Consider the following 12,631-nt stretch of genomic DNA (forward strand, 5'->3'; position numbering starts at 1 on the left):
TTGTTGTTATTCGAACAGGGAGGCCAGCGCGCGGCGGCGCCAGAACTTGCGCAGGTCTGAGCGCGTCGCACGCAGCGTCACGGAACTCGTGTCGCCGCACAGCGTGAAATCGACGCCCGCCAGTTCGCCGTTCCGCAGCGCGGCGAGGGCCGGCGCGAACCAGTCGCGCTCGAGCGCGGCGAGTCCGTCGTGCCAGCGCGCCCAGTCCTGCTCGATGAACGGGGTGGTCAGCGCCGGCAGTTCGACGAGCGTCGCGCCGTCGGCAGCGGGCAGTGCGCCGAATGCGGCGGGCACGCCCGAGGCGTCGATCCGCGCGGCACGCGCAAGGCCGAGCGCCGCGGGCGATGCGGACAGCACGCGCGCGAACGGCTGGCCGACCGGTTTCAGCGTGCCCTGCGCATGGAACCAGATCGAGTTGACGGCCGGCAGCCCGCGCGCTTCGCGCGCTTCGTTGACCGGGTGCTGGAACCAGGCCATCTGCACTTCGTTCTGCAGCTTCATCCACATCCGCGAGCGTTCGCCCGTATGCGCCTCGTGCGGCAGCCAGATCTCGATGTTGCGGCCGCTCGCGCGCAGCGGCGCGGCGCCGGCGAGCCGGGCGAGCTGCTCGCTCGACAGGTACCAGCGTGACGGGTTCGGCGCTTCGAGCCGTACGCCGAGCTCCTCGATCAGCGGCCGGGCGACCGCGAGCAGCGCGGCCGCGTCGCCGTCGTCGAGCGCAAGGGCCGCCGGATCGACGAGCACCAGGTGATCGTGCGCGATTTCGACGTGCACGGGCTCGACGCAGGCCCAGGCCCGGGTGCCCGGATCGCCGCCGTCCGCCAGCAGCATGTAGGGCGCGAGCGGTGCCTCGTCGGCGGCGTTGCCCTGGGTCGCGCCGAACTGGCGGGCCAGCCAGCGCTCGTGCGGCAGCGTGCGCTGGAAGTCCTCGCCGGCCACGCGCTCGACGAGGCTCGCGCGGGCGAGCAACTTTTCGAGCGCGGGGCTGTCCAGCGTGTGCAGGGACGAGGCCGCATCGGCCGCCGACGGCAGCGCGAACGGAACGAGAAAATGGAGGCGTCGGTCGTGCATGATGGTGCGCATTGTATGGCAAACTGCGCGCGTGATCGGGCCGGCTGACGGCCCGTTCGCGTCCGGCGGCCGTTTTTCGACCGTGCCCGGGCCGGTGTCCGCCACCGGGCGGCGGTCCGGCCGCGGGGCGCCTCCCCGCCGTAACCAGCAGAAAGGATTCGCTTGAAACTTCCGTACGAATGGCAGATCGGCTGGCGCTACACGCGCGCCGGCAAACGCACGACCGGTAACGGCTTCATTTCCTTCATCGCGCTCGTGTCGATGCTCGGGATCGCGCTCGGTGTCGCGGCGCTGATCGTCGTGCTGTCGGTGATGAACGGCTTCCAGAAGGAAGTGCGCGACCGCATGCTGTCGGTGCTCGCGCACGTCGAGGTGTTCTCGCCGACGGGCTCGATGCCCGACTGGCAGCTGACCGCGCAGGAAGCGCGCCGCAATCCGTCGGTGATCGGCGCGGCGCCATACGTCGACGCGCAGGCGCTGCTCACTCGCCAGGACGCGGTGAGCGGCGTGATGCTGCGCGGTGTCGAGCCGACGCTCGAGCCGCAGGTGTCGGACATCGGCAAGGACATGAAGGCCGGCCAGCTCGCCGCGCTCGTGCCGGGCCAGTTCGGCATCGTGCTCGGCGATGCGCTTGCCGGCAACCTCGGCGTGACGGTCGGCGACAAGGTGACGCTCGTCGCGCCGGAGGGTTCGATCACGCCGGCCGGCATGATGCCGCGGCTGAAGCAGTTCACGGTCGTCGGCGTGTTCGAGTCCGGGCACTACGAATACGACAGCACGCTCGCGATGATCAACATCCGCGATGCCGAGGCGCTGTTCCGGATGGCCGCGCCGACCGGTGTGCGGCTGCGGCTGAAGGACATGCAGAAGGCGCCGGACGTGGCGGTCGAGCTGTCGCATACGCTGTCGGGCAGCCTGTACATCCGCGACTGGACCCAACAGAACAAGACGTGGTTCTCGGCCGTGCAGATCGAGAAGCGGATGATGTTCATCATCCTCACGCTGATCATCGCGGTGGCCGCGTTCAACCTCGTGTCGTCGCTCGTGATGACGGTGACCAACAAGCAGGCCGACATCGCGATCCTGCGCACGCTCGGCGCGCAGCCGGGGTCGATCATGAAGATCTTCGTCGTGCAGGGCGTGACGATCGGCTTCGTCGGCACGGCGTCGGGCGTCGCGCTCGGCTGCCTGATCGCATGGAGCATCCCGTGGCTGATCCCGATGATCGAGCACCTGTTCGGTGTGCAGTTCCTGCCGCCGTCCGTGTACTTCATCAGCGAGCTGCCGTCCGAACTCGTCGCGAGCGACGTGATCCGGATCGGGCTGATCGCGTTCGCGCTGTCGGCTGTCGCGACGCTCTATCCGAGCTGGCGCGGCGCGAAGGTGAAGCCGGCGGAGGCCCTTCGCTATGAATGATCGCGCGACCGCATTCGCGGATTCACGACAACACAACAGACAGGATTCGGCAGGTATGCAGGAATACGTGCTTCAGGCGCGCGGAATCACGAAGGCGTTCGTGCAGGGCGGCTTCAACGTGCAGGTGCTCGACAATACCGAGCTGACGGTGCGGCGCGGCGAGAAGCTTGCGGTCGTCGGCGCGTCGGGCTCCGGCAAGAGCACGCTGCTGCACGTGCTGGGCGGGCTCGACGAGCCGAGCGCGGGCGAGGTGTCGCTGCTCGGCAAGCCGTTCACGCAACTCGCCGAGCGCGAGCGCAACGAATTGCGCAACCGTGCGCTCGGTTTCGTCTACCAGTTCCATCACCTGCTGCCCGAGTTCACCGCGCTCGACAACGTCGCGATGCCGCTGCGCATCCGCCGGATGACGACCGAGGCCGCGCGTGCCGAGGCCCAGGCGATGCTCGAGTGCGTCGGTCTCGGGCCGCGGGCGAAGCATCGGCCGGGCGAGCTGTCGGGTGGTGAGCGGCAGCGCGTCGCGATCGCGCGCGCGCTGGTCACGAAGCCCGCGTGCGTGCTTGCCGACGAGCCGACCGGCAACCTCGACGGCACGACGGCCGATACGGTGTTCAACCTGATGCTCGAATTGTCGGAAACGCTCGAAACGAGCTTCGTGATCGTCACGCACGATCCCGATCTCGCCGCGCGCTGCGACCGCATCATGCGGCTGCGCGACGGCGTGCTGCACGAGGAGCCGGCGTTGCCGGTGTAAGTGAACGCCGCTGGCCGGTGCCGGGTTCGTCCCGGCGCGGCGCCAGCGTGCTGGAACATCGCCATGTGGATCGATACGCACTGCCATCTCGATGCCGCCGAGTTCGACGCCGACCGCGATGCGGTCGTACAGGCGGCGCACGCGGCCGGCGTGTCGCGCATCGTGATCCCGAGCGTCGGGCGCGACAACTTCACGACGGTGCGCGAGCTTGCGCAACGCACGCCGGGCGCGGTCTATGCGCTCGGCATCCATCCGATGTACACGCCGCGCGCACGCGACGAGGATCTCGACCTGTTGCGCATGGAAATCGAGGCGAGCCTCGACGATCCGCGCTTCGTCGCGATCGGCGAGATCGGACTCGACTATTTCGTGCCGGGGCTCGACGACGCGCGGCAGCAGTTCTTCTACCAGGGGCAGCTGAAGCTGGCGCGCGAATTCGACCTGCCCGTGCTGTGTCACGTGCGCAAATCGCAGGACCGCGTACTGGCCGGGCTGCGCCGCTTCGGCGTGCGGCGCGGCATCGCGCATGCGTTCAACGGCAGTTTTCAGCAGGCCGAAGCGTATCTCGCGCATGGGCTGCATCTCGGCTTCGGCGGCAACGTGACGTTCACGCGGGCGCTGCAGATCCGCCGGCTCGCGGCGCAGTTGCCGCTCGATGCGATCGTCGTCGAGACGGACGCGCCCGACATCGCGCCCGAATGGGCATACAAATCCCGCAACACGCCCGACCAGGTGCCGCGCATCGGCGACGTGCTCGCCGAACTGCGCGGGATCGACACCGGCGCGCTCTCCCTATGCACTTCGGCTAACGCGCTCGCCGCGCTGCCGCGACTCGCCCTTTCGTCCGCATAATCGTTGCCGGAAGGCGCCGTATTCGCAATGGCGGCGCCGGATCGACGAGGAGGGGCGATGCGCGTGTGGTGGATCGCGTTCGCGCTCGGCGTGGTCGTACTGCAGCGGCAGGCGACGCTGCCGGGTGCGTTCGCATGGACGATCGGTGCGGCCGTGCTCGCGGGCTGCGTGATCCTGGGCGCATGGTGCTTGCGCCGCCGGCGTATGCGCATGACCGTCGCGCTCGGATGGATGCTTTGCGTGCTCGCGGCCTGCGTCGCCGGATTCGGCTACGCGGCCGCACGGGCCGAATGGCGGCTGGGCGACAGCCTGCCCGTCGAGTGGGAAGGGCGCGACATCGTCGTCACCGGTGTGATCCGGGGGCTGCCCGTAGTCGACGACACCGGTGCGCGGCTGCTGTTCGCGGTCGAGTCGAACGATGCGGGGCTGGCCCGTTTCCCGCCGTTGATCCGTCTGTCGTGGCGCGCGTATGACGCGGCCGCGACGCGCGACGCGCTGCCCGATCTGCGCGCCGCGCAGCGCTGGCGTTTCGTCGTGCGCCTGAAGCGCCCGCATGCGGAATCCAATCCCGGCGTGCGCGACAGCGAGGCGGCCTGGCTTGCCGCGGGCATTCGCGCCGTCGGTTACGTCAGCGCGCCCCGGCGGGCGGTATTACTCGATGCGCGCGCGTCGGGATGGCGTGCATCGATCGATCGGCTGCGCGACGTGCTGCGCTCGCGTATCGGCGAGACGCTTGGCGGCGACGCCGGCCATCGCGGCATCGTCGCCGCGCTCGCGATCGGCGACCAGTCGGGCATCGGCGACGACGACTGGCGCGTGCTGCGCAACACGGGCACCAGCCACCTCGTCGCGATCTCCGGCCTGCATGTCGGGCTCGTCGGCGCGATCGCGGGCGGGCTCGTATCGATGGTCTGGCGCCGTCTGCGGTGGCGCGCGCGGGCCGCGCCGCTCGTGTTGCCGGCGCCGTACGCGGCCGCGCTCGCCGCCTTGGTGGCCGCGGCCGGTTATGCGGCGCTCGCCGGCTTCAACGTGCCGGCGCAGCGCGCGTGGTGGATGATCGCGGGCGGCGGCATCGCGTATCTGGCCGGACGCAGCGTCCCAACGTCGGCGGTGCTGTGCGCGGCGCTCGGCGGTGTCCTGCTCGCCGATCCGTGGGCGGTGCTGTCGGCCGGGTTCTGGTTGTCGTTCGGTGCGGTTGCCGTGATCCTGCTGGCGGTTGCCGGCTGGCGCGCCGCGCGCGAGGCCGATGCGGAAGGCGATGACGGTGACGAAGGCGACGGCCCGGCCGGCTTGTCCAGCCGGTTGCGCGCGTGGGGTGCACGCGCCGGGCGTCGCATCGCCGAGGCCACGCGCGTGCAGTACGCGGTGACGATCGGCCTCGCGCCACTGACGGCCGCCTGGTTTGCGCAGATATCGCTGTCGGGCCCGTTCGGCAATGCGTTCGCGATTCCCTGGGTCAGCTCGGTCGTGACGCCGGTCGTGCTGGCCGGCATCGCGCTGCCGGCGCCGTTCGACGCCTATGCGTTCCGGCTTGCGCACGCGGCGCTCGAACCGATGATGACGTTATTGGGATACCTCGCCGACTGGCCGGCCGGCGTGTTCTGGTTGCGCATGCCCGACTGGCCGGTGCTGGCGCTGGCCTGCGTGGGCGTCGCATGGGCGCTGATGCCGCGCGGCTGGCCGCTGCGCTGGGCTGCGCCGCTCACGTGGCTGCCGCTCGTCGCGCCGGCAGCCGATGCGCCGCCGCCGGGCGGTTTCCGGCTGACCGTGCTCGACGTCGGGCAGGGCGCGTCGGTGCTGGTGGAGACCGCCCGACGGACCTTGCTGTTCGACGCGGGACCGGGCGCGGAGTCGACGCATGCCGGTGCGCGGATCGTCGCGCCGGCATTGCGCTCGCGAGGCATCGCGGTGGTCGATTCGCTCGTGCTCAGTCACGCGCACGCCGATCACGCGGGCGGCGCACCGGCCGTCTATGCGGCTGCCGACGTGCGCCAGCTGCTGGCGGGCATTCCGCCGACGAGCGGGCTGTGGCGCGATGCGACGGCCGCCGGCGTTGCCGACCGGCTGCCGTGCGCGGCCGGGCAGCGCTGGACCTGGGACGGCGTGGTGTTCACGATGCTCTGGCCATCGGGCGGTCCGGGCGCGGGTTCGTCGAACGGGCAGTCCTGCGTGCTGCGCATCGACGCGGGCGGGACGTCCGCGCTGCTGACGGGCGACATCGAAGCGCCCGTCGAACGCCAACTCGTGGGCACTGCGCGCGACATGCTGGCCGCGCAGATCCTGGTCGTTCCGCACCACGGCAGCCGCACGTCGTCGGTCGAGCCTTTCCTCGATTCGGTCGGGCCGCGCGTCGCGGTATTTCCTGTAGGCTATCGCAATCGTTTCGGGCATCCGCACCGGGCGGTTCTCGCACGTTACGAGGCGCGCGGGATTCCGCTGCCGCGCACCGATCGCGACGGCGCCGTGCGGTTCGACGTCGCGCCGGCCGACGGCGGGTTTGCCTTCGAGCGTCATCGCGACGTCCGGCGGCGATACTGGATGGATCGGTGATCGCGGCAAGGGCCGCGTCAATTCCGGTCGACAAGGGAGACATCGGCGTTTGAAGGACATCCTCCATTTCTCGCATGCGAACGGCTTTCCGGCGTCGACGTACCGCACGATCTTCGCCGAACTGGCCGACGACTACGAGCTGCGCTACATCGAACGGATCGGCCACGACCGACGCTACCCGGTGACGCGCGACTGGCCGCATCTCGTCGAGCAACTGCTCGACGACATCGGCAGCCGCTACGAGCGTCCCGTCTGGCTCGTCGGCCATTCGCTCGGCGGCTACCTGTCGCTGATGGCTGCGCTGAAGAAGCCTCAATGGGTGCGCGGCGTCGTGATGATCGATTCGCCGATCATCGCGGGTTGGCGCGCCGGCGCATTGCGTGCGAGCCAGTGGGCGGGGCTCGACGAGCGGCTGTCGCCGGCCGCCGCGACGCGTAACCGGCGCACGCGCTGGACGAGCCGCGACGAAGTGTGGCGGCACTTCCGCGAGAAGCCCGCGTTCGCGCGCTGGGACGAGCGGATGCTCGCCGACTATATCGACTACGGGATCCCGCAGGCCGGGGCCGACGGCGAGCGGGCGCTCGCGTTCGACCGGCAGGTCGAATACCTGATCTACCGGACGCTGCCGCACACGCTCGGCCCGAGGCTCGCGCACGGCGCGCCGGTGCCGCTCGGTTTTCTCGCCGGCACGCGTTCGCGCGAGGTGCGCCAGGTCGGGCTCGATGCGACGCGCCGCGCGGCGCGCGGCCGCGTCGAATGGCTGGAAGGCAGCCACCTGTTCCCGATGGAGCGGCCGCTCGAGACGGCCCGCGCATTGCAGCGGATGCTGAATTCGCTGAAGGCGGCCGAGGGCGACATGTCGCAGGGCGGCGCCCCGCTCGCGAAGCGCGCCTGACCCCGGGCAGGGTGACCGGGCCGCGCCGCCAGTGCGTGCGGCTGCGCCGGCCGGCGGTGGGGGCTTCGCCCCGGCGCCCACGGCTGGTGCGGGGCGGCGCGAAAGGGCGCGATCATCGAGTCAATTGCTGAGAGAAGGGCGGGCTTTACGGTATAATCCGTTTTTCCCGCGAGCATTCAGCGATGACCAAATATGTTTTCGTCACCGGCGGCGTAGTTTCTTCCCTCGGCAAGGGTATTGCCGCCGCCTCCCTCGCCGCGATCCTAGAATCGCGCGGTCTGAAAGTCACCCTCCTCAAACTCGATCCCTACATCAACGTCGACCCCGGCACGATGAGCCCGTTCCAGCACGGCGAAGTGTTCGTGACGGAAGACGGAGCGGAGACCGACCTCGACCTCGGCCACTATGAGCGCTTCATCAGCACGAAGATGCGCAAGGCCAACAACTTCACGACCGGCCAGATCTACGAATCGGTGATCCGCAAGGAGCGCCGCGGCGACTATCTCGGCAAGACCGTGCAGGTGATTCCGCACATCACGAACGAAATCCAGGCGTTCATCGAGCGCGGGGCGGCATCGGCCACCTGCGGCGAGCCGGATGTCGCGATCGTCGAGATCGGCGGCACGGTCGGCGATATCGAATCGCTGCCGTTCCTTGAAGCCGCGCGCCAGATGAGCCTGCGCCTCGGCCGCAACAGCGCGTGCTTCGTGCACCTGACGCTGGTGCCGTACGTCGCGACCGCCGGCGAGCTGAAGACGAAGCCGACCCAGCACAGCGTGCAGAAGCTGCGTGAGATCGGCATCCTGCCGCACGTGCTGCTGTGCCGTGCGGACCGCCGCATTCCGGACGACGAATCGAAGAAGATCTCGATGTTCTCGAACGTGCCGGAAGACGCCGTGATCTCGGTGTGGGACGCCGACAGCATCTACAAGATTCCGCAGATGCTGCACGACCAGGGCCTCGACCGGATCATCTGCGAGGAACTGAAGCTGTCGCCGAAGGACGCCGACCTGAGCATGTGGTCGGAGCTCGTCGAGAAGCTCGAGAACCCGAAGCACGAAGTGACGATCGGCATGGTCGGCAAGTACGTCGACCTGACCGAGTCGTACAAGTCGCTGATCGAGGCGCTGCGCCACGCATCGCTGCATACGTCGACCAAGGTCAACATCGAATACATCGACTCGGAAGAGATCGAGTCGAACGGTGTCGACAGCCTGAAGCACCTCGACGCCGTGCTGGTGCCGGGCGGTTTCGGCCGTCGCGGCACGGAAGGCAAGATCGCGGCGATCCGCTATGCGCGTGAAGCCAAGGTGCCGTATCTCGGCATCTGCCTCGGCATGCAGCTCGCGGTGATCGAATTCGCACGCGACGTCGTCGGCCTGAAGCAGGCGAACAGCACGGAATTCGAGCCGGACACGCCGGAGCGCGTGGTCGCGCTGATCACCGAGTGGTATGACCGCGACGGCAAGGTCGAGACGCGCACCGAGGAATCCGACCTCGGCGGCACGATGCGCCTCGGTTCGCAGCGCTGCCCGATCAAGCCGGGCACGATGGCCGAAGAAATCTATGGCAAGGACGTGAACGAACGCCATCGCCACCGTTATGAAGTCAATAACCGCTTCGTGCCCCAGCTCGAAGCCGGCGGCCTTATCATCAGCGCCCGTACCCCGAGCGAGGATCTGCCGGAAATGATGGAGCTGCCGCGTTCGATGCACCCGTGGTTCGTCGGCGTCCAGTTCCACCCGGAATTCACGTCCACGCCGCGTGACGGTCACCCCCTCTTCAAGTCGTTCGTCGAAGCCGCGCTCGCCAACAAGCAAGCGCGCGGAGTGCAAGCATGAAGCTGTGCGATTTCGAGGTCGGTCTCGACAAGCCTTTCTTCCTGATCGCGGGTACCTGCGTCGTTGAATCGGAGCAAATGACGATCGACACGGCAGGCCGCCTGAAGGAAATCTGCGCGAAGCTGAACGTTCCGTTCATCTACAAGTCGTCCTACGACAAGGCGAACCGCAGCTCGGGCAAGTCGTTTCGTGGCCTCGGAATGGACGAGGGCCTGCGGATCCTGTCCGAGGTGAAGCGCCAGCTCGGCCTGCCGGTGCTGACCGACGTGCATTCGATCGACGAGATCGAGCAGGTCGCGTCGGTCGTCGACGTGCTGCAGACGCCCGCGTTCCTGTGCCGCCAGACCGATTTCATCCAGGCGTGCGCGCGCTCGGGCAAGCCCGTCAACATCAAGAAGGGCCAGTTCCTCGCGCCGCACGACATGAAGAACGTGATCGACAAGGCGCGCGACGCCGCACGTGAAGCGGGGCTGTCGGAAGACCGCTTCATGGCGTGCGAGCGCGGTGTCTCGTTCGGCTACAACAATCTCGTGTCGGACATGCGTTCGCTCGCGATCATGCGCGAGACGAGCGCCCCGGTCGTGTTCGACGCGACCCACTCGGTGCAGTTGCCGGGCGGGCAGGGCACGAGCTCGGGCGGCCAGCGCGAATTCGTGCCGGTGCTTGCCCGTGCGGCAGTCGCGACGGGCGTCGCGGGCCTCTTCATGGAAACGCACCCGAATCCGGCCGAGGCAAAATCGGACGGCCCGAACGCGGTACCGCTGAACCGGATGAGCGCGCTGCTGGAGACCCTCGTCACGCTCGACCAGGCGGTGAAGCGCCATCCGTTTCTGGAAAACGATTTCAATTAAAGATCGAATGAACCTTGCGACGGTTTCGCGCGTCAGTAGCGAAAGCGGTTCAGGCGCGTGCGCCGTCGCAGTTTGAAGAATCCATCGTCATTCTCAGAGGAAACCCATGAGTGCAATCGTAGATATCATCGGCCGCGAGATTCTGGATTCGCGCGGCAACCCCACCGTCGAATGCGACGTGCTGCTCGAATCGGGCACGATGGGCCGCGCGGCCGTGCCGTCGGGCGCGTCCACCGGCTCGCGTGAAGCGATCGAACTGCGCGACGGCGAAGCCGGCCGCTACAACGGCAAGGGCGTGCTGAAGGCGGTCGAGCACATCAACACCGAAATCTCCGAAGCCATCATGGGCCTCGACGCGTCGGAACAGGCGTTCCTCGACAAGACGCTGCTCGAGCTGGACGGCACCGACAACAAGTCGCGCCTCGGCGCGAACGCGATGCTGGCCGTGTCGATGGCCGTCGCGAAGGCAGCGGCTGAAGAGGCCGGCCTGCCGCTGTACCGCTATTTCGGCGGTTCGGGCGCGATGCAGCTGCCGGTGCCGATGATGAACATCGTCAACGGCGGCGCGCATGCGAACAACAGCCTCGACATCCAGGAATTCATGATCGTCCCGGTGAGCCAGCCGACGTTCCGTGAAGCCCTGCGTTGCGGCGCGGAAGTGTTCCACGCACTGAAGAAGATCCTGAGCGACCGCGGCATGAGCACGGCAGTCGGCGACGAAGGCGGCTTCGCGCCGAACTTCGGCAGCAACGACGAGTGCCTGTCGACGATCCTGCAGGCGATCGAGAAGGCCGGCTACCGCGCGGGCGAAGACGTGCTGCTCGCGCTCGACTGCGCGGCATCCGAGTTCTATCACGACGGCAAGTACCAGCTCGCGGGCGAAGGCCTGCAACTGTCGTCGGCCGAATTCACCGACTACCTCGCGACGCTCGCCGACAAGTTCCCGATCGTGTCGATCGAGGACGGCATGCACGAAAGCGACTGGGAAGGCTGGAAGCTGCTGACCGACCGCCTCGGCAAGAAGGTGCAGCTGGTCGGCGACGACCTGTTCGTCACGAACACGCGCATCCTGAAGGAAGGCATCGAGAAGGGCATCGCGAACTCGATCCTCATCAAGATCAACCAGATCGGTACGCTGACCGAAACGTTCGCGGCCATCGAAATGGCGAAGCGCGCAGGCTACACGGCCGTGATCTCGCACCGCTCGGGCGAAACGGAAGATTCGACGATCGCGGATATCGCGGTCGGCCTGAACGCCGGTCAGATCAAGACGGGTTCGCTGTCGCGCAGCGACCGTATCTCGAAGTACAACCAGCTGCTGCGCATCGAGGAAGATCTCGGCGACATCGCGAGCTACCCGGGTAAATCGGCTTTCTATAACCTGCGCTAACGCGCTACTATCGGGTTCGTCATCTCGACGCCGCTCTGTGCCTGTGCGCGGAGCGGCGCTTCTTATATCTGCGTCTCTTACATGCGGCTTGTCACTGTCGTCCTGATTGCCTTGCTGGCGCTCATTCAGTACCCCCTATGGTGGGGACACGGCGGCTGGCTGCGGGTGCATGAATTGCGTCAGCAGCTCGACGACCAGCTCCAGAAGAATGCGGACGAGAAGCTGCGCAACGAGCGCACTGCCGGCGAAGTGCAGGATCTGCAGAGCGGCACCGCGGCCATCGAGGAGCGCGCGCGCTACGAGATGGGCATGGTGAAGGACGGCGAGGTTTTCGTGCAGTTCGTGTCGCCGAATGCACCGGCCGCGCCGCTGAACAACACGCCGTCGAATACGTCGACCCGCGGCGCCGTGTCCGCGGCGCCGGTGCGCGTCGTGCCGAATCCGCAGTCGATCGCGAAGCCGTCGCGGCATCATGGCGGCGACAAGGGCAAGGCCGCGCATCACTGACCACGATCGTTCGAACCCATTGGAAAAGCGCGGGAAATGCCGCGCTTTTTTATTTCCTGCCGGTAGTCAATCGGCTGGGCGACGGATGCTCACCACCACCATCCCGGGTAGCCGTAGCTGACACCCGTACCCCAGCGATTGCCCCATCCGCCGTAATACCCGCCGTAGACCGTCACGGGCGGCGGCGAGTAATAGGCCCACGCGCGCGCGGCTGCCTCGGCTGCCATCGCGCTGTTCTGTTCGCGCAGCACCTGCTGGTCGATCTCGTCATAACGCTTGCGTTCGGCGCTCGACAGCGCGGGCGGCTGGCCGCCCGACGCGCCGGGTTCGGGCAGGCGGCTCAGGATCGTGGAGGTCGGCGGCGGCATCGCGCAGCCGGCAAGCGCGAGCGTGCAGGCGGCAACGCTCGTCAGGACGACGGTACGAAACGGGAGACGAAACGGGAGAGGAAGCGGGCGATTCATGTGTTTCTCCTGCAGCGCGCCGACGACGGGAAGCGGCTTGCGC

At 67.9% G+C, this 12,631-nt stretch carries 11 protein-coding genes; 9 read left to right on the forward strand and 2 right to left on the reverse strand.

Features of this window, described 5'->3' with window-relative positions; all coding sequences use genetic code 11:
- Positions 1-6 precede the first annotated feature (6 nt).
- Complete coding sequence (locus FOZ70_RS13345; RefSeq protein ID WP_155630061.1) at positions 7-1,071, reverse strand: regulator; 1,065 nt, start codon at positions 1,069-1,071, stop codon at positions 7-9.
- Positions 1,072-1,233: 162 nt separating this feature from the next.
- Between FOZ70_RS13345 and FOZ70_RS13350 the strand changes: the two genes are divergently transcribed.
- The 9 genes from FOZ70_RS13350 (at position 1,234) to ftsB (ending at position 12,124) form a co-directional block, all read left to right on the forward strand.
- On the forward strand, positions 1,234-2,487 hold the full coding sequence (locus FOZ70_RS13350; RefSeq protein ID WP_021157682.1) for a lipoprotein-releasing ABC transporter permease subunit: 1,254 nt from the start codon (positions 1,234-1,236) through the stop codon (positions 2,485-2,487).
- Positions 2,488-2,542: 55 nt separating this feature from the next.
- Entirely contained in the window at positions 2,543-3,238 is a 696-nt protein-coding gene (gene lolD, locus FOZ70_RS13355; RefSeq protein ID WP_219706070.1) for a lipoprotein-releasing ABC transporter ATP-binding protein LolD, read from the forward strand.
- A 63-nt stretch (positions 3,239-3,301) separates the two neighbouring features.
- Positions 3,302-4,090: a TatD family hydrolase gene (locus FOZ70_RS13360; protein WP_048024070.1), complete on the forward strand. Its 789-nt coding sequence runs from the start codon at positions 3,302-3,304 to the stop codon at positions 4,088-4,090.
- Between the two features lie 57 nt (positions 4,091-4,147).
- Positions 4,148-6,640 (forward strand): DNA internalization-related competence protein ComEC/Rec2, encoded by a 2,493-nt coding sequence (locus tag FOZ70_RS13365; RefSeq protein ID WP_059621472.1) that lies wholly within the window; start codon positions 4,148-4,150, stop codon positions 6,638-6,640.
- Positions 6,641-6,689: 49 nt separating this feature from the next.
- Positions 6,690-7,535: an alpha/beta hydrolase gene (locus FOZ70_RS13370; RefSeq protein ID WP_059489145.1), complete on the forward strand. Its 846-nt coding sequence runs from the start codon at positions 6,690-6,692 to the stop codon at positions 7,533-7,535.
- Positions 7,536-7,717: 182 nt separating this feature from the next.
- Entirely contained in the window at positions 7,718-9,376 is a 1,659-nt protein-coding gene (locus FOZ70_RS13375) for a CTP synthase (RefSeq protein ID WP_021157687.1), read from the forward strand.
- Complete coding sequence (gene kdsA / locus FOZ70_RS13380; protein ID WP_021157688.1) at positions 9,373-10,227, forward strand: 3-deoxy-8-phosphooctulonate synthase; 855 nt, start codon at positions 9,373-9,375, stop codon at positions 10,225-10,227. The genes FOZ70_RS13375 and kdsA overlap by 4 nt, the downstream gene beginning before the upstream one ends.
- Before the next feature lie 106 nt (positions 10,228-10,333).
- Entirely contained in the window at positions 10,334-11,617 is a 1,284-nt protein-coding gene (eno, locus tag FOZ70_RS13385; RefSeq protein ID WP_011352544.1) for a phosphopyruvate hydratase, read from the forward strand.
- An 81-nt stretch (positions 11,618-11,698) separates the two neighbouring features.
- Positions 11,699-12,124, forward strand: coding sequence for a cell division protein FtsB (gene ftsB, locus FOZ70_RS13390; protein WP_043190303.1), 426 nt, complete (start codon positions 11,699-11,701; stop codon positions 12,122-12,124).
- A gap of 89 nt (positions 12,125-12,213) precedes the next feature.
- Here ftsB and FOZ70_RS13395 read toward each other — a convergent pair whose 3' ends face one another.
- A complete protein-coding gene (locus FOZ70_RS13395; RefSeq protein WP_111999054.1) occupies positions 12,214-12,588 on the reverse strand; it encodes a hypothetical protein in 375 nt (124 codons plus the stop codon).
- Positions 12,589-12,631: the final 43 nt, after the last annotated feature.

Source organism: Burkholderia sp. COPS (assembly GCF_019425585.1).
In the GTDB taxonomy this organism is placed as follows: Bacteria; Pseudomonadota; Gammaproteobacteria; order Burkholderiales; family Burkholderiaceae; genus Burkholderia; species Burkholderia cepacia.

Bases quoted from the DNA above. Each gene is read 5' to 3' on its own strand.
- eno (WP_011352544.1), top strand. From the start codon at position 10,334: ATGAGTGCAATCGTAGATATCATCGGCCGCGAGATTCTGGATTCGCGC.
- FOZ70_RS13360 (WP_048024070.1), top strand. From the start codon at position 3,302: ATGTGGATCGATACGCACTGCCATCTCGATGCCGCCGAGTTCGACGCC.
- FOZ70_RS13345 (WP_155630061.1), bottom strand. From the start codon at position 1,071: ATGCACGACCGACGCCTCCATTTTCTCGTTCCGTTCGCGCTGCCGTCG.
- lolD (WP_219706070.1), top strand. From the start codon at position 2,543: ATGCAGGAATACGTGCTTCAGGCGCGCGGAATCACGAAGGCGTTCGTG.
- FOZ70_RS13395 (WP_111999054.1), bottom strand. From the start codon at position 12,588: ATGAATCGCCCGCTTCCTCTCCCGTTTCGTCTCCCGTTTCGTACCGTC.
- kdsA (WP_021157688.1), top strand. From the start codon at position 9,373: ATGAAGCTGTGCGATTTCGAGGTCGGTCTCGACAAGCCTTTCTTCCTG.
- ftsB (WP_043190303.1), top strand. From the start codon at position 11,699: ATGCGGCTTGTCACTGTCGTCCTGATTGCCTTGCTGGCGCTCATTCAG.
- FOZ70_RS13375 (WP_021157687.1), top strand. From the start codon at position 7,718: ATGACCAAATATGTTTTCGTCACCGGCGGCGTAGTTTCTTCCCTCGGC.
- FOZ70_RS13365 (WP_059621472.1), top strand. From the start codon at position 4,148: ATGCGCGTGTGGTGGATCGCGTTCGCGCTCGGCGTGGTCGTACTGCAG.